Origin of the sequence: Paenibacillus albicereus, assembly GCF_012676905.1 — a bacterium.
GTDB classification, from domain to species: domain Bacteria; phylum Bacillota; class Bacilli; order Paenibacillales; family Paenibacillaceae; genus Paenibacillus_O; species Paenibacillus_O albicereus.
Map to the genome: position 1 here is coordinate 4,545,776 of NZ_CP051428.1, position 19,611 is coordinate 4,565,386.

The following is a 19,611-nucleotide window of genomic DNA, read 5'->3' on the forward strand; positions in this document are numbered from 1 at the left end:
GGTCTACGCACCGGTCTCCATTTCGGCCACCGCTCTCCAATCGCCGGTCTACGCATCGGCCACCGCTCTCCGATTGCCGGTCTCCGCGTCGGCCATCGCGGCGGCCTCCGCTCTACAGATCGATCAGCCCTCCGATCGGCCGGCCCGGTGCCCTCGCGAACCTGGAGCCCCACAGCCGAAGCCCGCCCGAGCTCCGGCCGCCAGCGAGAGGTCCGCGAGCGCCTCCGCCTCGTCGACGCCGAGCACCGGAATCCCGTCCGGCAAGCCAAGGCTGCCGCTGCGGGCATGCAGCTCCGCCCGCAGCGCGATGCCGGCCACCGCGGCCAGCTGCGGAAGCAGCTCCAGATCGGCGAGCGAGCGGGCGACCAGCAGCTTGGGCAGCGGCTCCCGCTTGAATCCTTCGACGAGCAGGACGTCGACCGGCGGAGCGAGCCGGATCAGCTCCGGCAGCGAAAGGCCCCGCTCCTCCACAAGGATAGCTCGCGAAGCCGAGCTGACCGCCGACCAGACGGCTCCCGACTCCCGGTGCCGCCGCGTGTCGCAGCCCGGACGCTCGTCCTCGAGCTCATGGCCGTCGTGCTTGATCGTCGCGACCGACAGTCCCCGGCCGGCCAGCTCCTCCGTCAGCCGGCACAGCAGCGTCGTCTTGCCGGCGTTCTTGCTGCCTACAAGCTGCATGATCGCGGTCATTCGCCGCCTCCTTCCGCCAGCCGGATGCCGGCCTCGTAGTCCGCCGGGGTATTCATGTTGAAGCCGATCGGCATCGGCGCCGCCCGGCCGGTGATTTCAATCGCGATGGGGACGAGCTCCTCCAGCAGCGCCGACAGGCGCCGCTCCCCGCTGTGCAGCAGCCGATCCGCCGCCGCCAGCGACGCGTCCCGCCGGTATACCGCATGGAGCGGCTGCAGCCGGCCGTCGATCCGAGGCGCCGCGCAGCCGGCGGAGCCGCAGCGCTCCAGCGCCGCCGCGAGCCGCCCGGCGGCCGCTGACGAGACGAACGGCATGTCGCAGGCGACCAGCCAGACCAGCGGCGCCTCGGCGGCAAGCAGCGCGCCGTGCACGCCGGCCAGCGGCCCCTCGCCCGCATGCGGCTCCAGCACCGGCGCCGCGAGCTCCGGCGCGGCGGCGCGCACCCGCTCCGCCTGCCCGGGAGAGGCGACGACCGCACGCACGGAGCCGCAGGCCGGGGCCATCCGCTCCGCGATGCGCGAGAGCAGCGTGCGCCCTTCCAGGAGCAGGGCGTACTTGTCCCTGCCCATGCGGCTGGAGCGGCCGCCGGCGAGGATGAATCCATCCATCGCGGCCGGCCCGCCGAGCTCCATTTCCGCAGTCGCCGCCCCCGTCCGACCCGCCTGCTCCTGCCTCATGCTCCGCCTCCCCGCAGCGGCCGCACGCGCACCGCCGTCGTCTTGAAGCCCGGCATGCGGCAGACCGGATCGAGCTCCGGCCTCGTCGCCCGATTGACGTTCTGCCTTCCTCCCCAGTGCATCGGCGCGAAAACCGTATCCTCGCGGATGCCGGCGTTCAGGCGGCCGCGCGCCGCGAACTCTCCTTGGCGGGAGACGACGGACACCCATTCGCCTTCCTCGATCCCGAGCGCGGCCGCCGTTCGCGGATGAAGCTCCAGGAAGCTCTCCAGCTCCCGGGAAGCAAGCGCCGGACTGCGTCTCGTCTGCGCTCCGGTCAAATAGTGGGCGAGCACGCGGCCGTTCGTCAGCAGCAGCGGGTAGCCGCCGTCCGTCTCGTCGACCGCGCCGGTGCCGGCCGCCGTCCGGACAGCGAACTGCGCCCGTCCGCCGGGACGGGCGAAGCCGTCCGCGAACAGCAGTCCCTGCCCGTCCTCCTCTTCCGACGGACAGGGCCAGTAGACGCCGCCCTCGCTCCGCAGCCGGCGGTAGGAGATGCCCGAGTAGTCGGCGGCTCCGCCGCGGCTCGCGCGGCGCAGCTCCTCGAAGATCGCCTCCGCCGAGCCGCAGCGGAACCGATCCTTGCGCCCCAGCCGCTCCGCGAGCGCGTTCAGCACCGCCCAGTCCGCCCGCGCCTCGCCGGGCGGCGGCATGGACGCTTCCCTCAGCAGCACGCGGCCTTCCAGGTTGGTGAGCGTGCCTTCGTTCTCCAGGTAGGAGGCCACCGGCAGCACGACATGCGCCATCCGCGCCGTTTCCGTCAGGAACAGATCCGCCACGACGAGCTGCTCCAGCCGGCCCAGCGCCTCCTCGACGAATCCCGCATGAGGATTGGACACGACGGGATTGGAGCCCATGACCAGCAGCGAGCGGATGCGGCCTTCGTGGACGAGCCTCATCATGTCGAAGGCGGATACGCCCTTGCCTGGAATCGACTCCGGCGGAACGTTCCATACGGCGGCGGCATGCGCCCGGTCGGCCGGATCCTCGATCGAGCGGTAGCCCGGCAGCTGGTCGGCCTTCTGGCCGTGCTCGCGGCCGCCCTGGCCGTTGCCCTGCCCCGTGATCGCTCCGTAGCCGCAGCCCGGACGCCCGATCTGGCCCGTCGCCAGCACGAGGTTGAGCAGCTGCCGCACCGCCTCGTGGCCGTCCGTCTGCTGCTCCACCCCGCGCGCCGTGCAGAGGATCGCCGTCTCCGCGCCCGCGTAAGCCCGCGCCGCGCGCCGCACGTCCGCAAGCGGCAATCCGCAGCGGTCTGCGGCCTCGTCGGGATCGAGCGCCTCCGCCTGCCGCCTCGCCTCCTCGAAGCCCTCCGTCCGCGACTCGATGAAGCCGCGGTCCTCCAGCCCCTCGTCCAGCACGAGCCGCAGCAGCAGGACGGCCAGCAGCGCATCGGTACCCGGACGCAGCTGCAGATGCAGGTCGGCGGCCTCGGCCGTCTTCGTGCGGCGAGGGTCGACCACGATCAAGTACGCTCCGTTCTCCTTGGCCTCATTGAAGTACGGCATCAGCGTCGGCTGGCACTCCGCCACGTTCGTGCCGGCCAGCAGGATGCACTTGGCCAGGGGAATATCGGACAGGCGGAACGTCAGCCCCCGGTCGAGACCGAACGCGCGCACGCCGGCCGAAGCCGCCGCCGACATGCAGAAGCGTCCGTTGTAGTCGATGTGCCGCGTGCCGACGCCGATGCGGGCGAACTTGCCGAGCCAGTAGGCCGACTCGTTGGTCAGGGACCCCCCGCCGTAAAAGCCGATGGCATCCGGATCTCCGGCCGCGATCCGGCTCCGCCACAGCCCCGCGACGGCGTCCAGCGCCTCGTCCCAGCCGCAAGGCACGAGCCGCCCCTCCCGGCGGATCAGCGGCTGCAGGAGCCGCTCGGAGCTGAACGCGTGCTGATGCGCGTTCAGCCCTTTGACGCAGGACCGCCCTTGGGAGGCGGCGTTGGGAACCCCTTGGGCGCGGTAGCGAACCGTCTCGCCGCCGGGGATCGGCTCCGGCGTCAGCCGCAGCTTGCACTGCACGCTGCAATACGGACACTGGGCATCGAGCTCCCGGACCGCAAGCGGAATCGTCGTCATGGACATGCCTCCTTCTCCCTTCTCCGGTCGAGCCGCGCCGGCTCGGGCTTCTCGCCGTCGGCTCCGTTCCTCTCCGCCGCCGCGACACGCAGCGCCCCGGCGAGCTCCCGCCGCGAGGAAGCGTCGGCCAGCAGCTCGCGCAGCGCGGCCTCGCCGGTCCGCTCCAGCCATTGCCAGAGCGGCTCGCCCCACCTGGCCTCCGCCCGGTACCGCTGCAGGCAGGCGTCCGCCGCCTCGGCCGCCTCCTCCAGCGTCTCGGCGACGGCCAGCAGCCGCCCGCCGCGCACGACGCCCTCGGCGCTGCCGCCGGCAGTGAGCTCCCAGCCCGCCGGCGACAGCGCGAGCCCGATGTCGGCGACGAGCGCGCCGGCCGGCGCATCCGGTCCGGGCGACACCGCCGCCCGCAGCGGCGACGGCCAGGCCACCCGCCGCCAGCGCCGCTGCATGCGGTCGGCCGCCTCCACCGCCTCGCGCTCGCCCGGCGCAGGCGTCTCCTCGCCGATCCCCCGGCGCTCCGAGCGTCCGGCACGGACGACGGCGTCCGGCCCCAGTCCTTGCGCCGAAGCCAGGGAGGAAGCCGCCCCGCCGTGCCGCGCCGCATAAAAAGCAAGCGCCGTCCGGCACTCGCCGCAGCCGCCCTCCCCGCGCCAGCCGAGCAGCCGGCGCAGCTCGCGCGGGGAAAGCCCGGCGCCGCCGCTCTCCGCCGCGAGCCTCGCCGCGGCGGCCGGCAGCTCGGCCGCCGACAAGTCGGTGCAGCCGCAGAGCGGCAGCGGCAGCGACGGCGGCGGCTCGGAGCCAGCAGCCCCACCGGCAGCCCCACCGGCAGCCGCGCCGGCGGCGGGGGAGGCGGCTCCGCCCAGCCCCGCCTGGGGTCCGCCTGCGGCGCCCAAGCGGACAAGCGCCTCGACGACCGGCCGGCAGCCCCCGCAGGAGCCGGAGGCTCCCGTGCAGGCCCGCACCTCTTCCGCCGTGCCGCAGCCTCCCGCCACCGCCTCCAGGATGGCGGATTTGGCGACGGCGTTGCACTCGCAGACGGTCGCCGCGTCCGGCAGGGCGGCCGCCATCGCTTCCCGCAGCGACAATCCGCCTCCCTCCGCCTCCTTGCCGGAGGCCCTTGATGCGGCCAGCTCCTCCGGCGCCGCGCCGCGCCGCACCAGCTCCAGCAGCGCAGGACCCTCCGAAGCGTCGCCGTACAGCACCGCCGCGGTCACCTTCCCGTCGCGCGCCAGCACGCGGCGGTACGTGCCGCGCAAGCCGTCGTAGGCCTGCTGCACCGTCTCCTCCTCGCCATGTCCGGCGGCATCGCCGACCGAGAACACCTCGATGCCGGCCACTTTCAGCTGGGAGTAGGGAATGGAGCCTTGATAAGACTCTCCGCCGGCTCCCGCCAGCTCGCGCGCCAGCACCTTCGCCTGATCGTACAGCGGCGCGACGAGGCCGTAGGCGATGCCGCGATGCTCCGCGCACTCGCCGACCGCGTAGATGGACGGGTCGCTCGTGCGCATCCGGTCGTCGACCTCGACCGCCCGCCGCACGGCCAGGCCTGCGGCCCGGGCCAGCTCGACGTTCGGGCGGATGCCGACGGCGAGCACGATCAGATCGGCCTGCAGGCGGCTGCCGTCGCGAAATCGCAGCCCGCTCGCCCGGCCGATACCGGTCACCTCCGACGTGTCCCGCGCCAGGTGGAACCGCATCCCTTGCCGCTCCAGCTCCGCCTGCAGCAGCCGGGCCGCCTGCCGGTCGAGCTGGCGGTTCATCAAATATGCGGCGTTGTGCACGACATGCGCCTCCATGCCGAGATGCAGCAAGCCCCTCGCCGCTTCGAGACCGAGCAGTCCTCCGCCGATGACGGCGGCTCTGCGGCCCGAGCGCGACGCCTCCAGCATCGCCTCGCCGTCCGCCAGGCTGCGGAAGGCGATCACGCCTTTCTTGTCCGCGCCGGGGATCGGCGGGATGAAGGCGGAGGAGCCCGTCGCCAGCACGAGCCGATCATAGCGGTCGGTCCGGCCGGCGGACGTGCGCAGCCCGCGGGCGCCGGGATCCAAGCCGACGACCGCCTCGCCCGTGCGCAGCTCGATTCCCTGCTCCTCGTACCAGCTGCGCGCCTTCAGCTCGATCTCCTCCCGCCGCACGCCTCCCTGCAGCACCTTGGACAGCAGGATGCGGTTGTAGGCCGGCACCGGCTCGCTGCCGTACACGGTGATCTCATATCGCCCCGGGGCGGCCTTCGCCAGCTCTTCCAGCAGCTTCAAGCCCGCCATGCCGTTTCCTGCGACGACCAGCCTCTCCTTGCGTTCCGCCATGGCCCTTCCCCCTCCTTCTCGTCCTTCCCTCTCCAATCGAGACCTGTCCGCGCGCCTCCCGGACGCGCTAGTCCGCGTCGAGCGCGAGCCAGCGCACCTGCTCTCCTTCCGCCGCGCCCTTCCCGCCGGCCGGCACGCAGGCGAGCGCTTCGGCGCGGGCGAAGGCGGCGACGTTGCCCGAGCGGTCTCCGGCAAGCGGCAGCAGCAGCGCCAAGCCGTCCTCCGCCTCGCCGACCGCCGCCCGGATGTACCGGGGATAGGGGCATGGCTTGGACAAGGAGGCCGCGAGCCGGCCGGTGCGCCAGCGAGGCATCCAGTCCGCGCGTCCGGCAAGCCGCAGCAGCAGCGGGCGGACGAGCAGCTCCATGCCGGCGAAGCAGGCGGACGGGTTGCCCGACAGCGCGGCCAGCAGCGTCCCGTCCGGCAACCGGTAGGCCGAGGTCGGCGTGCCGGGCCGCATCTTCATCTTGTCGACCCGGATCCGGCCTCCCGCCAAGCGAGCCGCCTCATGCGCATAATCGCAGTCGCCGACCGACACGCCGCCGGACGTCACGACGAGATCGGCCCGCAGCGCCGCCTCCCGGATCGCCTCGGCCAGGCGGCGCGGATCGTCCGGCACGGGATGCAGCGCCGTCGGAATTCCGCCCAGCTCCCGCACCCGGGCGGCCAGCATCGCGCTGTTGGAATCATAGATGCCCGCTCCCCCCAGCGGCTGCCCCGGCCGGCGGAGCTCGTCGCCGACCGGCACGATCGCCACGGCCGGCCGGCAACGGACCTGCGCCTCATCCCGGCCATCGGCCGCCAGCAGCGCGATCTGCCGCGCCCGCAGACGGGCTCCCGCCTCCAGCAGCACGGCTCCCGCCGGCGCGTCCTCGCCGATCTCCGCGATATGCGTCGGCGAGCCGGGCGGGCGGTCCAGCTCCACGCCGCCGCCGGGCAGCCGCCGCGTCCGCTCTTGCATGACGACGCGGTCGTAGCCCTCCGGCACCCGCGCTCCGGTGAAAATGCGCAGCGCCGTTCCCGGCTGCGGCTCTTGCAGCCCGCAGGTCCGGCCGGGCCGCCGCTCGCCGGCAACGAAGAGACGCGCCGCGCCGCCCTTGTCCGGCGGCGCCAGGTCGGCCTCCCGCACCGCATAGCCGTCCATCGCGGCCCGACGGAACGGCGGCAGCGGCTGCCGGGCGAGCAGCGCCTCCCCCAGCACGCGCCCGCCCGCATCCGCCAGCGGAACGCCCTCCATGCCGACCGGAGCGATTTCGTCGGCCAGCAGGCGCACCGCCTCCTCGACCTCCGCCAGCTTCAACGGCAGCTCCGGCCGATCGGCCGCCTCCGACGGCTTCGCTCCCGGCCCGTGCAGGAGCTCCGGCGAAGCGTCCGCCGCCGGACCTGTCGGCACGCCCGCCGCCCCGCCTGCCCCGAGCGCCTCCTGCCATGCGCCCGGTTCCGCCACGCTTTGCCCGCCCCTTCCTCTGCCGCCCGCGCCCGTCTCCATTTCGTCCGCCCCCTCTGTCCGTCCCGATCGACGCCGCCTCCCGCCTCAAGAAGAAAAAAAGCCCGCTTCCATCCGCGCAGGCTCCATGCGCGAAGAAGAAGAGGGCTTCGTTGCTCTCGGTCCAGCGGCACGCCTTTGTGCCGGAAGGTTTGGTTCCAGCTTAGCCGACCCGGAAAATGATGTCAATATAGCTGACGCAATTAGCAGTAAAATAAAATTACGTCAGCTATATTGACATACAAGTCGCCGCATCCCTATACTCGAACTTGTCAAACACGACCGTACAGCGCCGTACGGGCCGATGCGCCGGCAATGATGCCGCAGTCCTCCCCTCTCAGGGACGGATTGCGGCTTTTTGCGGCTTCGGCTCCGGATCGCGGCTGCCGGTCGACAAAGGAGAGGACCTACGATGGAGAGAAAAAGCTTCTGGCAAAGCGGAGACAAAAAGACGCTGCTGAGCGCATTCCTGTACTTCGACGTCAGCTTCATGATCTGGGTGCTGATCGGGCCGCTGGCCGTCGTCATCGCGGCGGACTTCCCGATGACGCCCGTGCAGAAGGCCAACCTGGTCGCGCTGCCGGTGCTCGGCGGGTCGGTCCTGAGGCTTGTTTTCGGCTTCCTGGCCGATTATATCGGTCCTAAGCGGACCGGACAGATCGGCATGCTCGTCTCGATCCTCCCGCTCGTGCTCGGATGGCAGGTCGTGGACAGCCTCGGGCAGCTGTACGTCGTCGCCCTGCTGCTCGGCGTCGCCGGCGCCTCGTTCGCCGCCGCCCTGCCGCTCGCCGGACAGTGGTACCCCAAGGAGCATCAGGGGCTGGCGATGGGCATCGCCGGCGCCGGCAACAGCGGCACCGTCTTCGCCACGCTGTTCGCCAACCGCCTCGCGGCGCATTACGGCAGCTGGGAAATCGTGTTTGGCCTCGCCATCCTCCCGATCGCCGTCGTGCTCGTCCTGTTCACGCTGCTCGCGCGCAACAGCCCGAACCGCCCCGCTCCGCGTCGTCCATCGGAATACGCGGGCATCATGAAGCAGCGCGACGCCTGGGTGTTCTGCGCGCTCTACGCCGTCACGTTCGGCGGCTTCGTCGGGCTCTCCAACTACTTGACGATCTTCTTCAACGCCCAATACGGCCTCGCTCCGGTGCGGGCCGCCGACTTCGCGACGCTGTGCGTCATCGGGGGCAGCCTGTTCCGTCCCATCGGCGGCTACCTGTCCGACCGCTTCGGCGGCGCCCGCATGCTGACGATTCTGTACGGCGGCGCGGCGCTGCTGCTCGCCTCCGTCTCGTCGCTGCCGCCGCTGCCCGTCACGCTGACGCTTCTGTTCGTCGGCATGATGTGCCTCGGCGCCGGCAACGGCTCGGTGTTCCAGCTCGTGCCCCAGCGCTTCGGTCGGGAGCTGGGCCTCATGACCGGCATCGTCGGCGCGGCCGGCGGCCTCGGCGGCTACGCGCTGCCGCTCGTGCTCGGCCGGCTGTACCAGTCCACCGGCAGCTACACGCCCGGCTTCCTCATCCTGAGCCTCGTCGCGGCAGCGGCGATGGCGCTCATCGCCGTCATGCAGCTGCGCTGGCGGCATGGCTGGATGGGCAGCGGCGGCGGCAAGGCCTCTCCGACCGCGGCGCCGGCGGCCTCCGCATCCCCGGCCGCCTCGTCCGAGCTGTGACGGAGAGCGAAAGGCCTTCCCGCCGCAGCCCTAGTCCGTCCGCACGGCGAAAAGCCCCGGGTCCGCTGGAGAGCGGCTCCGGGGCTTTTGCCTTCCAGGCAGAAGCCTTACACCATCACTTGGCAAATCTGGTTCGTGAACTCGACCGGGTCCTCGATCGGCAGCCCCTCGATGAGCAGCGCCTGGCTGTACAGCAGCGAGGTGAACAGCTCGAGCTTGGCCGGATCGGCGGCATGGGCTTCCTTGAGCGCGCGGAACACGTCGTGGCCGGTGTTGATCTCAAGCACCTTCTGCGCCTTGACGCCGGAGCTGTCCGGCATCGCGGCCAGCACCTTCTCCATCTCGATCGTCAGGTCGCCCTCGGTCGCGAAGCAGACCGGATGCTTGCGCAGGCGCTTGGAAGCGCGGACCGCGCTCACCTTGCCGCCCAGCAGCCCCGCCATCGCCTCGAACAGCGGCTTGTTCTCCTCGTCGGCCGCCTCGTCCTCCGGCTTGCTCTCCTCCTCGATGCCGAGATCGCCGCTCGATACGGAGCGGAATTCCTTGTCCTTGTAGCTCATGAGCATGCGGATCGCGAACTCGTCGATATCGTCGGTGAAGTAGAGGATTTCGTAGCCCTTGTCGAGCACGAGCTCGGTCTGCGGCAGCTTCTCGATGCGCTCGGCGGAGGAGCCGCTCGCGTAGTAGATGTACTTCTGGTCCTCCGGCATGCGGGAGACGTACTCCGCCAGCGTGACGAGCGCCTTGTCCTTGGACGAGGTGAACAGCAGCAGGTCCTGCAGCGTCTCCTTGTGCGCGCCATAGTCGCTGTACACGCCGAACTTGAGCTGGCGGCCGAACGCGCCGAAGAACTTCTCGTACTTCTCGCGCTCGTTCTTGAGCATGGCCTGCAGCGCGCCCTTGATCTTCGACTCGATGTTCTTGGCGATCTGCTTGAGCTGGCGGTCATGCTGCAGCATCTCGCGGGAGATGTTGAGCGACAGGCTCTCGGAGTCGACCATGCCCTTGACGAAGCTGAAGTAGTCCGGCAGCAGGTCAGCGCATTTGTTCATGATGAGCACGCCGCGGGAGTACAGCTCGAGCCCTTTTTCGAACTCCTTGGTGTAGTAGTCGAACGGAATCGTCTCCGGGACGTACAGGATCGCCTGGTAGACGACCGCGCCGTCGGCGCTTACGTGGACATGCGCGAGCGGCTTGTCGAAGCCGTAGCGCTTCTCCTGGTAGAAGCTCTCATAGTCCTCCGCCTTCAGCTCGGACTTGTTCTTGCGCCAGATCGGCACCATGCTGTTGACCGTCTGCTGCTCCGAGACTTCCTCGAACTCGCCCTCCGCGCCTTCCTTCGGACGGCTGGAGGACAGCTCCATTTTGATCGGATAGCGGATGAAGTCGGAATACTTCTTGACAAGGGCCTTCAGGCGGTACTCGTTGAGGTAATCGTCATAGCTGTCGTCCTCGGTGTCCGGCTTGATGTGCAGCGTGATCTCCGTGCCGATGCCGTCACGGTCGGCCGGCTCGAGCGTATAGCCGTCCGCGCCTTCGGACTCCCAGCGCCAGGCCTGCTCCTCGCCGAGCGCGCGGGAGACGACCGTCACCTTGTCCGCCACCATGAACGATGCATAGAAGCCGACGCCGAACTGGCCGATGATGTCGCGGCCGTCCTTGGATTCGTTCTCCTGCTTGAACGCGAGCGAGCCGCTCTTGGCGATCGTGCCGAGGTTCGTCTCCAGCTCCTCGCGCGTCATGCCGATGCCGGTGTCCGAGATCGTCAGCGTGCGCGCCTCTTTGTCCGGCTTGACCTCGATGCAGTAGCGGTCCGGATCGAACGTGAGGGTATCGTCGGTAAGCGCTTTATAGTAGATTTTGTCGATGGCGTCGCTGCTGTTGCTGATGAGTTCGCGCAGAAAGATTTCTTTCTGGGTGTAGATCGAGTTGATCATCATGTCCAGAAGGCGTTTCGACTCCGCCAGGAACGGTTTCTTTTCCACTTCGACTCTCTCCTCTTCGTGCATGAAGCTTAGCACTCTCTTCGTTCGAGTGCCAGCATCGTTTATATATCACGGGCCGTTTCGGCTTGTCAAGGCAGAGAGCAGGAGGGCGGGAGTCGAAAAGCCGCTGCGCCGGCCCGCTACTCCGCCGCTTCCGCGCCCGGCGCGGCGAGCATCTCCAGCCAGGCTCGGTAGGCCGCCAGCGCCGATCCGTCGTCGAGCAGCGCTTTGGCGATGTACACGCCCTCCTCCAGCGAATCGGCGCGCCCCGCCAGCTGCAGGCGCAGCGCGGCATTGAGCTGCACCGCCCCGGCATGGGCGACCGTGCCCTCTCCTGCGAGCACCGCTTCGGCCGCCGCCAGCTGCCGCTCCGCCGTCCAGTCGCGCTCCTCGTCCTCCAGCTCGAGGCCCAGCGCTTCCGGATCGAGCACCTGCAGGCGGGCTTCCCCGTTCTCCACGACATACATGCGCGTCGGACGGCCCGCATGCACGTCCTCGGAGCCCTCGGCGCCCTGGATGACGAGCGAGCGCCCGTAGCCGAGCCCCGTCAGCAGGCGCGCGATCCGCTCCAGCACCGTGTTGTGGTAGACGCCGAACACGAGATGCGGCGAGCCCCCGTAATCGAGCAGCTTCTCCGCCGTGTTGAGCACCGTCCGCAGGCCGAGCTGCTCGCGGATCGGACGCAGCCGCGCGAGCGGCGGGCACCAGCTCTCCGACGGGACGTAGAGCACGCCCGTGCGGCGGGCGGCCGCCTGCAGCGCGGCGCGCGGCAGCCGGTCCGGCCGCAGGCCCGCCGCTTCCAGCAGGGAGTGCAAGGTGATGCCCCACTTGGGAGGAAGCGGGGCCGCGCCGTGCAGCGTCGCCGGCAGTCCGCCCGCCGCCAGCACGAATGCCGTCGGGAATGTCGCCATGAACGAGCGCTTGCGCCCGTCGTACGGCCCGGCCAGGTCGACGCCGCCCTGCTGCCCGTCCCGCTCCGCATAGGAGCGGCACACCCGGACGAACGCCTCGATCTCCTCCACGCTCTCCATCTTGATCCGCTCTGCGATCAGGAACGCGCCGACCTGAGCGGGCGTCGCGCTTCCGCCGAGGATCGCCTCCGCCGCCCTCGCCGCATCCTCGTAGCCGAGATCCTTGGCCCCCCGCTTGCCTCGCCCCACTTCCTTGAGCAGCTCGATCATGGGCGCCTCGCCCCCTTCTTCGTGTTGTCCTGCAGCAGCTGGTACACCTTGACGATCGAGGTGGCGACGTCGACCATGCGCCGCCGCTCCTCCATCGCCTGCGAGCGCAGCAGCTCGTACGCCTCGGCCTCGCTCAGGCCGCGCGTCTCCGCCAGGATGCCTTTGGCCATGTCGATCCACTTGCGCTCCTCCAGCCGACCCATGAGCCGCTTGCGCTCCTCTTCCCATTGCCTCCGCTCCATGCAGGCCTTGCCGGCCAGCTGCAGCGCCCAGTGCACCTCGCCCGCGCTCATGCCGGGGGTGAGCAGGCCGTCGAGCCGCACGTCGTCCTCGCAAGCCGCCGCCGAGCGGCCCATCGCCTCGGCGCTGCACCACCAGAGCAGCGGCACCGGCCGCCCTCCGGCCAGCGCGCCGCGCCAGCCGCCCACCTCCGGCAGCGGCATGTGCAGCACGGCCGCATCCGCCTCCGGCAGCACCGTCTCCGCCTGCTGCGCCGTCGCCGCGCGCAGCACGGCATAGCCGCATGCGCGCAGCAGCGCCTCCGGCTTCGGCCCGGCCTCCGCCGCTCCCGCCGACGGCTCCGCTCCGCGTTCCCTCGGGGCGATCAGGACGATCGCGCGCATGGACATCCGCTCCTTTCCGCTTTCGCAATCTGAATCCTCGATGCGTCTATGTAAATTTTTATAACACAACGCTTTTCGGATTGTCGATAGAATCGAATGAATTTCGTTCAAAAGAAAAACAATCGAAATTTGTGTAAGCTATATTGACACCAAATCAAGCATGACGTATAGTTGCCCTAATCCACCTCATCGCAGTTCCGGATACAACGGCGTATCCATCCTACGGCAACGAAGCCTGCAGGAATCCCGGCCGACGGCGCTTTTCCCCGTCCATCCCGGCTTTCCCGCAGGCTTTTTCTGTCTTCATCCGATTCTCGGAGGCGCAGGCCGCCGCCGATCCGAAGGGAGTTTTCACGATGACCATCCCCAAGAAGCTTGTCCTCGTCGGCAACGGCATGGCCGGCATCCGCTGCATCGAGCATCTTCTCAAGCTGGCGCCGGACGCCTACTCGATCACGATCTTCGGCGCGGAGCCGCATCCGAACTACAACCGCATCCAGCTCAGCGCCGTGCTTGCCGACGGCGGAGCGGGACTGCAGGATATCGTGCTCAACGATTGGAGCTGGTACGAGGACAACGGCATCACGCTGCACGCCGGTCATGCTGTCACCTCCATCGATACCGCCATGCGCACGGTCACGTCGGATCAAGGCGTCAGCGCCTCCTATGACGTGCTGCTGCTCGCGACCGGGTCGCGGGCCTATCTCCTGCCGGTGCCCGGCGCCGACAAGGAAGGCGTCATCGGGTTCCGAGACATCCGCGACTGCCGGGCGATGCTGGAGGCGTCCCGGACTTACCGCCGGGCGGCCGTCATCGGCGGCGGCCTGCTCGGGCTGGAAGCCGCCCGCGGCCTGCTCAACCTCGGCATGGACGTCACGGTCGTGCACAACTCGACCCTGCTCATGAACCGCCAGCTTGACCCGGCGGCGAGCCTGATGCTGCAGCAGGAGCTGGAGCGGCAAGGCATGACGTTCCGGCTGAACGCCCAGACGGCAGAGATCACCGGACGGAGGCGCGCCTCCGGGCTGAAGTTCCGGGACGGCGGCCGGCTGGACGCCGACCTCGTCGTCATGGCCGTCGGCATCGTGCCGAACGCGGAGCTGGCCGCCGCAGCGGGCATCGCGACGCGGCGCGGCGTCATCGTGGGCGACGAGCTGGCGACGAGCGCGCCCGGCGTCTATGCCCTCGGCGAGTGCGCCGAGCATGACGGCATCGCCTACGGCCTCGTCGCCCCGCTCTACGAGCAGGGCGCCGTGCTCGCCAAGCATCTGGCCGGCGTGCCGACGGAGGGCTACAAGGGCTCGGTCACGTCGACCAAGCTGAAGGTTTCAGGCGTGGACGTCTTTTCGGCGGGAGACTACATGGGCGGAGAAGGCGCCCGGTCCCTGCGCTGGCAGGACGAGGTGGCCGGCGTCTACAAGAAGCTCGTCGTGCGCGGCGACCGGCTGGAAGGCGCGGTGCTGTTCGGCGACACGTCCGACGGAGCGATGCTGTTCAACCTCATCAAGAGCGGCGAGCCGATCGCCGGACGCGAGAAGGAGCTGCTGCTCGGCTATGCTCCGGGCTCCGGCGGCACCGCCGCCTCGCCGCTGGAGCGGCTCGCCGCGATGCCGGGCGACGAGATCGTCTGCGGCTGCAACGGCGTCAGCAAGGAGGCGGTCGTCCAGGCGATCGTCTCCGGCGGCTGCACGAGCCTCGCCGCCATCAAGGCCTGCACGAAGGCGTCCGCCTCCTGCGGCGGCTGCAAGCCGCTCGTCGAGGGGCTGCTGGAGCTGACGGCCGGCGACGCCGTCGTCCAGGTCAAGGAAGGCATCTGCGGCTGCACCTCGCTCGGCCGCGAGGAGATCGTCGAGGCGATCGCCTCGATGGGCCTCTCCGGCGTGAGGGAAACGATGCACGTGCTCGGCTGGAGCCGGCCCGAGGGCTGCTCCAAGTGCCGGCCTGCGCTCAACTACTACCTCGGCATGCTGCAGCCCGGCTCGCATCGCGACGAGAAGGAATCCCGCTTCGCGAACGAGCGCTACCACGCCAACATCCAGAAGGACGGCACGTTTTCCGTCGTGCCCCGGATCTACGGCGGCGTGACGAGTCCCGCCGAGCTGAAGCATATCGCGGACGTGGCGGAGCGCTTCCAGGTGCCGCTCGTCAAGTTCACCGGCGGCCAGCGGCTCGACCTGCTCGGCGTGCGCAAGGAGGATCTGCCCCGCATGTGGGAGGAGCTCGGCATGGCGTCGGGCAGCGCGTACGGGAAGGCGCTCCGCACCGTCAAGACCTGCGTCGGCGACACGTTCTGCCGCTTCGGCACGCAGGATGCGATGGGCATGGGCATCCGCCTGGAAAAAGCCTACGAGCGCATCAGCACGCCCGCCAAGTTCAAGATGGCCGTGTCCGGCTGCCCGCGCAACTGCGCCGAGGCGACGATCAAGGACTTCGGCGTCGTCGCGATCGACGGCGGCTGGGAGCTGCATGCGGGCGGCAACGGCGGCGTCAAGGTGCGGGCCACCGACCTGATCGGCGTCGTGCGCACGGAGGAGGAAGTGATGGAGTGGTCGGGCGCGTTCCTTCAATACTATCGGGAAACGGCGGCCTGGGGCGAGCGGACCGCCCACTGGGTCGAGCGCGTCGGAATCGGCTCCATCCGGGAGGCGCTGGCCTCTGCGGAGGAGCGGATCGCCTTGAACGAGCGCCTGCAGGAGGCTCTCGCCACGCTCGAGGACCCTTGGCAGGAGATCGTCGGCGATCCGGAGCTGCGCAAAAACTTCGAGCCGCTCGCGGCCGCAGGGAGGGAGCAGGCATGAGCAGGCACCGGGTAGGCCAGGCCGGACAGATCGACGCGCTCGGCTCGCGCATCGCCGTCGTCGGCGGCGAGGAGATCGCGCTGTTCAAGCTGACGGACGGCGAGGTGCTCGCCGTCGAGAACCGCTGCCCGCACAAGGGCGGCAAGCTGTCGGAGGGCATGGTATGCGGCTCGGCCGTGCACTGCCCGCTGCATGACTGGAGGATCGACCTGCGCACCGGACAGGCGCAGGCGCCCGACGAGGGGTCCGTGCGCACCTACGCGGCGGATGTCGATGCGGACGGCAGCGTCTGGGTCGAGATGGAGGAGCGTCCGGACGACGGCGTATGGATCAGCACGGGAGAGCATGCGGACGCTCCCGCCGCACGGGAGGCCGCGCGCGGCGCGGCGGACCGTTCCGCCGCCTCCGCAGGACGGGAGGGCCAGTCATGAAGCCGGGCCTGGTCTCGATCGTCGGAGCCGGCCCCGGCGATCCCGAGCTGATCGCCGTCAAGGCGCTGCGCCGCCTGCAGCAGGCGGACGTCATCCTGTACGATCGGCTCGTCAGCCCGCAGCTGCTGGAGGAGGCTTCCCCCTCCTCGCGGCGCATCTACTGCGGCAAGGCGCCCGGCCGCCACGCCATGAGCCAGGAGCAGATCAACGCCCTGCTCGTGCGCTTCGCCTCGCAAGGGCTGGCCGTCGTCCGGCTCAAGGGCGGCGATCCGCTCGTCTTCGGACGCGGCGGCGAGGAGGCGCTCGAGCTGGCGCGGCACGGCATCCCGTGGGAGCTCGTGCCCGGCCTCACCTCCGCCTCCGGCGCCGCCGCGGCCGAGGGCATCCCGCTCACCCACCGCGGCATTAGCGCCTCCTTCGCCTGCGTCTCCGGCACGCGGGCGAGCGCGGAATCTCCGGAGCCGCGCTGGGATCTGCTCGCGCATGGCGTCGACACGCTCGTCGTCTACATGGGCATCTCCCGGCTGGAAGCGATCGCAGCCGAGCTGCTCCGCCACGGCAAGCCGGCCGGCACCCCGGCCGCGATCGTGGAGCGCGCCACGACGCCCGGCAGCCGGACGCTCGTCGGCACGCTCGCCGGGCTGCCTTCCTTGGCCGCCTCGGCAGGAGCCGCTAGTCCCGCGCTGATCGTCATCGGCGAGGTCGTGCTCCTCCGCGAGCGGCTGCAGGCGCTCTCCGCCCAGCTCGAATCCACCGCGGGCTAGCTTTTCCGCCGCGCCGCCATGCGAAAAGCAGCCCGGAGCCAGCATCGAAGCTGGTCCCGGGCTGCTTTTTCCTGTTCACAAGCTTGCTCCTCAAGCTTCGCTCCTCGGCCTTTTTCCTCAGCCTTTCTTTTTCGGAGCCGCCTGGCCTGCCGCATCAAGCTCCCTGCCCTTGCCGTCGATCAGCTTGAGCTGGTCGTTCTCGTAGCCGACCTTGTACGTCACCTCGAAGTTGCGCTTGGAACTCGCGCCGTCCTGTCCATGCTCCTCGGCCTCGATGACCGCCTTGACGGTCGCGCTGCGCTCGCCGTTCTTGGTCACGTTCAGGCTCTTGATGACGACGTTTTTCGTCGGCAGGTAGCCTTTGCGGAAGTCCTCGTACGGGTCCTGCGCCTTCCAGCTGTAGCCGAGCAGCGAATAGGCATACAGGTAATCGCCGTTGCTCAAGCTTTCGTAGAATCGGGACACGAGGTAGCCCGCATAGTCCGTAATCGTCTTCCGGCCCGCAGCCGTCTCGGCCTCGTCGTCCTTGACGCCGGGCAGCTCCTCCATGGGACGGTTCGACCAGCCCTCGGCGAGGCCGAGCACGTCCGCGATCGGGATGCTGAAGCCGATCTCTCCGTCCTGCATTTCCGCCGAGTTCATGCCGAGCACCGCTCCGGTGCGCTGGTCGACGAGCGGACCGCCGCTGTTGCCCGGCGCGATCGACGCCGAGATTTGATACAGATTGCGGTACACGTACGGCTTCATCGCGAAGCTGCGGCCGAGGCCGCTGACGATGCCGGTCGTGACCGTGCTTTGCAGGCCGAGCGGGCTGCCGACGGCCAGCACCGGATCGCCGACCTCGACCCGCCCGGCCCGCTCCAGCTTGAGCGGCTGGGAGCCGGCCAGCTCCGGCACGCGCACGACCGCGACGTCGAGCTCGGCCCCGATCCCGATGACTTCCCCGGTCAGCTCCCTGGCATCGGAGGCGATGACCCGCACCGTGCGCGAGCCTGTCACGACATGAGCGTTCGTCAGCAGGTCGCCGCGGTCGTTGTACAGGAAGCCCGAGCCGAGGCCGCTGTCGCTCTGGATCGTGAACACTTTTTTTTGCGTGTTGAAAATGACTTCCTTCAAAGCGCCGGCGCTGCCCGCTCCTCCGCTCGGGAGGACGGCCAGCAGCGGCTCCGCTCCGGCCTGCCGGGGCAAGTCGAGGCGGATCGCCACCGAGGCCGCTCCGCCCGCCAGCAGCAGCAGGACGGCAAGGGCCGCCGGCCAGCTCGTCTTCCATTTCATACGGTTCCCTCTTTTCGGCCGCTACTCAATGTACCATGTCGCCTTCGTAATGACGGCGGACAGATTGCCCGGGAGCATCGTTCCGACGCCCCGGAAGGACGCCTTGCCTCCCGGCTCGATCGACACGCCCGGCTCCGTGCCGGCCGTAATCGTTCCGACGCCGCGGCCTTCGGCATCGAGCAGCTTGTATTCGAGCTGCACGGAATGGATGCCCCGCGTCGCCTTGCTCTCGACTTCGCCGGATACGACGGCCCTGCCCTGCTCGTCGCGGCTGACCTTGACGTTCCTCACCGCCACGGCGGCGGTACGGTTGCGCAACTGCTCGTCGTATGCGATCTGGCGGGCCGCATCCAGACGCTGCCGCTCCTGCTGCTCGTAATTTTCCCGCTCGCGTCCGATTCGCTCCTCCAGCTCCTTGAGCGGCTCGACCGCACCGGCATGCTCCCGCGCCTCCGCGACGGCCGCGAGCGCAGCGGAGTAGTCGCGCCCGCGCAGCAGCGATTCGGCCTTGGCCGAGCCGGTCTCGACGATGAGGTCGAGGATGCGCTGCCGCAGCTGCGAGGCGCCGGCATCCTGCAGCCCGCGCAGGCGCTGCAGCCGATCCGCGAGCTCCGCTACGCTGCCGAGCCCGTCCAGCTCCTCCGATACCTGCTTGACGGCGAGCCGGGCCGCCTCGTCGCCGATGCGGCCGCGGACAGGATCGAATACGCGCTCCTGGCGGTTCGCGACCGCCGCCTGCACTTGCCTGAGCTCGCCTTCGGCCTGCTCCAGCCGGCCGCTCTCCAATAGCCTGGCCGCTTCCTTGACCTGATCGTCAAGCCGCCGGGCCTGCCGGGCGATGTCGAGATCGCGAAGCAGCCCCGCTCCGGAAGGCCGTGTCTCCGCGGCCTGCTCCAGCAGCTGCTCCGCTTGCGGATAGCGCCCGGCAAGCGCTTCGCGATAAGCCTGCCGCTGCCACTCCTCGGCCCGCTCGTTGAGCTGCAGCTCGCGGAAGAGCACGCCTGCGACGGCCGCGCAGCCGATCAGCAGCGCGAGCGCGGGCGGCAGCCACTGCCTGCGCGTGCGGCGCAGCGCCAGCCGCCAGCCGGCAGCCGGCCGCTCGGGCTGCGCATAGGCGGGCTGCGCCTCTCCGTCGGAGCCATCCTCTCCTTGATCCAGCCGCTCGTCCTCGCGCATGCGCTCCATCAGCTCGCGCGCGTCCGGGGCGGCTCCGGACGGGGCGGTCCCGATTTCTTGAATCTGCTCCAGCCATTCTACCCGCTCGCGGCGCCGCACGAGCAGAGCCGCCGTATGCAGCGGCTTGCCGCAGCGGCTGCAGAAGCTGGCCTCGTCGTCCAGCGTCTTGAAGCCGCAATAAGGGCATGCGGTGCGGAATCCCCCGCCCGATTCCCGATCTGTCGATTCCGGTCCACTGCTCATCGTTTCATGCCTCCGCCATCGCTTGCATTCGCCCCCTCCTCGGAGGTTCAGGGCGTCTTCCGTTCTTACGCCGCTCTCGGGCGTTTGTTTCGATCCCGCCCGCTTAGGACGATCATCCTGGATAAAAAGCCTTCGGCCAACCAAAAGAAGCCATCCGCAAAGGTCTGGATGGCTTGGCGCAGGCCCCGTC

Annotated in this window: 14 protein-coding genes; 4 read left to right on the forward strand and 10 right to left on the reverse strand. The window is 69.7% G+C overall.

The features are described 5' to 3' along the window. Nucleotides 1–123: 123 nt before the first annotated feature. From mobB to HGI30_RS20430, 5 genes are all read right to left on the reverse strand, one after another. Nucleotides 124–690 carry a molybdopterin-guanine dinucleotide biosynthesis protein B gene (mobB, locus tag HGI30_RS20410; RefSeq protein WP_206109959.1) on the reverse strand — a complete coding sequence of 189 codons (567 nt, stop codon included), beginning with the start codon at nucleotides 688–690 and terminating at the stop codon, nucleotides 124–126. Beyond that, nucleotides 687–1,367, reverse strand: a complete 681-nt coding sequence (mobA, locus tag HGI30_RS20415) for a molybdenum cofactor guanylyltransferase (RefSeq protein WP_168909194.1) — start codon at nucleotides 1,365–1,367, stop codon at nucleotides 687–689. Before mobA ends, mobB begins: the two co-directional genes overlap by 4 nt. After that, entirely contained in the window at nucleotides 1,364–3,484 is a 2,121-nt protein-coding gene (locus tag HGI30_RS20420; protein ID WP_235680219.1) for a molybdopterin oxidoreductase family protein, read from the reverse strand. Before HGI30_RS20420 ends, mobA begins: the two co-directional genes overlap by 4 nt. Further along, the gene (locus HGI30_RS20425) at nucleotides 3,481–5,787 is read right to left on the reverse strand and encodes an FAD-dependent oxidoreductase (RefSeq protein WP_168909196.1); all 2,307 of its coding nucleotides are present in this window, start codon (nucleotides 5,785–5,787) and stop codon (nucleotides 3,481–3,483) included. The genes HGI30_RS20420 and HGI30_RS20425 overlap by 4 nt, the downstream gene beginning before the upstream one ends. 67 nt (nucleotides 5,788–5,854) lie before the next feature. Further along, on the reverse strand, nucleotides 5,855–7,276 hold the full coding sequence (locus HGI30_RS20430) for a molybdopterin molybdotransferase MoeA (RefSeq protein ID WP_168909197.1): 1,422 nt from the start codon (nucleotides 7,274–7,276) through the stop codon (nucleotides 5,855–5,857). A 409-nt stretch (nucleotides 7,277–7,685) separates the two neighbouring features. On the opposite strand from HGI30_RS20430, the gene HGI30_RS20435 reads away from it, so the two are divergent. Next, on the forward strand, nucleotides 7,686–8,945 hold the full coding sequence (locus HGI30_RS20435; RefSeq protein WP_168909198.1) for a nitrate/nitrite transporter: 1,260 nt from the start codon (nucleotides 7,686–7,688) through the stop codon (nucleotides 8,943–8,945). 107 nt (nucleotides 8,946–9,052) lie between these two features. On the opposite strand, the gene htpG is transcribed toward HGI30_RS20435, so the two are convergent. The 3 genes from htpG to HGI30_RS20450 form a co-directional block, all read right to left on the reverse strand. After that, the gene (htpG, locus tag HGI30_RS20440; RefSeq protein WP_168909199.1) at nucleotides 9,053–10,930 is read right to left on the reverse strand and encodes a molecular chaperone HtpG; all 1,878 of its coding nucleotides are present in this window, start codon (nucleotides 10,928–10,930) and stop codon (nucleotides 9,053–9,055) included. Nucleotides 10,931–11,070: 140 nt separating this feature from the next. Next, on the reverse strand, nucleotides 11,071–12,111 hold the full coding sequence (locus HGI30_RS20445) for an anthranilate phosphoribosyltransferase (RefSeq protein WP_168909200.1): 1,041 nt from the start codon (nucleotides 12,109–12,111) through the stop codon (nucleotides 11,071–11,073). After that, a complete protein-coding gene (locus tag HGI30_RS20450) occupies nucleotides 12,108–12,734 on the reverse strand; it encodes an ANTAR domain-containing response regulator (protein WP_168909201.1) in 627 nt (208 codons plus the stop codon). The genes HGI30_RS20445 and HGI30_RS20450 overlap by 4 nt, the downstream gene beginning before the upstream one ends. 356 nt (nucleotides 12,735–13,090) lie before the next feature. On the opposite strand from HGI30_RS20450, the gene nirB reads away from it, so the two are divergent. From nirB to cobA, 3 genes are read left to right on the forward strand one after another with little or no spacing between them, the layout of a single operon-like run. Further along, complete coding sequence (nirB, locus tag HGI30_RS20455; protein WP_168909202.1) at nucleotides 13,091–15,532, forward strand: nitrite reductase large subunit NirB; 2,442 nt, start codon at nucleotides 13,091–13,093, stop codon at nucleotides 15,530–15,532. Beyond that, a complete protein-coding gene (gene nirD, locus HGI30_RS20460; RefSeq protein ID WP_168909203.1) occupies nucleotides 15,529–15,963 on the forward strand; it encodes a nitrite reductase small subunit NirD in 435 nt (144 codons plus the stop codon). Before nirB ends, nirD begins: the two co-directional genes overlap by 4 nt. Then, nucleotides 15,960–16,727, forward strand: a complete 768-nt coding sequence (gene cobA, locus HGI30_RS20465; protein WP_168909204.1) for a uroporphyrinogen-III C-methyltransferase — start codon at nucleotides 15,960–15,962, stop codon at nucleotides 16,725–16,727. Before nirD ends, cobA begins: the two co-directional genes overlap by 4 nt. A gap of 117 nt (nucleotides 16,728–16,844) precedes the next feature. On the opposite strand, the gene HGI30_RS20470 is transcribed toward cobA, so the two are convergent. Next, nucleotides 16,845–18,002: a S1C family serine protease gene (locus tag HGI30_RS20470; RefSeq protein ID WP_168909205.1), complete on the reverse strand. Its 1,158-nt coding sequence runs from the start codon at nucleotides 18,000–18,002 to the stop codon at nucleotides 16,845–16,847. A 21-nt stretch (nucleotides 18,003–18,023) separates the two neighbouring features. Then, complete coding sequence (locus HGI30_RS20475; RefSeq protein WP_168909206.1) at nucleotides 18,024–19,421, reverse strand: zinc ribbon domain-containing protein; 1,398 nt, start codon at nucleotides 19,419–19,421, stop codon at nucleotides 18,024–18,026. Nucleotides 19,422–19,611: the final 190 nt, after the last annotated feature.

Excerpts from the sequence above, each read along its gene's own strand:
- cobA (WP_168909204.1), top strand. The coding sequence starts at position 15,960 with ATGAAGCCGGGCCTGGTCTCGATCGTCGGAGCCGGCCCCGGCGATCCC.
- HGI30_RS20475 (WP_168909206.1), bottom strand. The coding sequence starts at position 19,421 with ATGAGCAGTGGACCGGAATCGACAGATCGGGAATCGGGCGGGGGATTC.
- nirD (WP_168909203.1), top strand. The coding sequence starts at position 15,529 with ATGAGCAGGCACCGGGTAGGCCAGGCCGGACAGATCGACGCGCTCGGC.
- mobB (WP_206109959.1), bottom strand. The coding sequence starts at position 690 with ATGACCGCGATCATGCAGCTTGTAGGCAGCAAGAACGCCGGCAAGACG.
- HGI30_RS20445 (WP_168909200.1), bottom strand. The coding sequence starts at position 12,111 with ATGATCGAGCTGCTCAAGGAAGTGGGGCGAGGCAAGCGGGGGGCCAAG.
- HGI30_RS20450 (WP_168909201.1), bottom strand. The coding sequence starts at position 12,734 with ATGCGCGCGATCGTCCTGATCGCCCCGAGGGAACGCGGAGCGGAGCCG.
- HGI30_RS20470 (WP_168909205.1), bottom strand. The coding sequence starts at position 18,002 with ATGAAATGGAAGACGAGCTGGCCGGCGGCCCTTGCCGTCCTGCTGCTG.
- nirB (WP_168909202.1), top strand. The coding sequence starts at position 13,091 with ATGACCATCCCCAAGAAGCTTGTCCTCGTCGGCAACGGCATGGCCGGC.
- HGI30_RS20435 (WP_168909198.1), top strand. The coding sequence starts at position 7,686 with ATGGAGAGAAAAAGCTTCTGGCAAAGCGGAGACAAAAAGACGCTGCTG.
- HGI30_RS20430 (WP_168909197.1), bottom strand. The coding sequence starts at position 7,276 with ATGGAGACGGGCGCGGGCGGCAGAGGAAGGGGCGGGCAAAGCGTGGCG.
- HGI30_RS20425 (WP_168909196.1), bottom strand. The coding sequence starts at position 5,787 with ATGGCGGAACGCAAGGAGAGGCTGGTCGTCGCAGGAAACGGCATGGCG.
- HGI30_RS20420 (WP_235680219.1), bottom strand. The coding sequence starts at position 3,484 with ATGACGACGATTCCGCTTGCGGTCCGGGAGCTCGATGCCCAGTGTCCG.
- mobA (WP_168909194.1), bottom strand. The coding sequence starts at position 1,367 with ATGAGGCAGGAGCAGGCGGGTCGGACGGGGGCGGCGACTGCGGAAATG.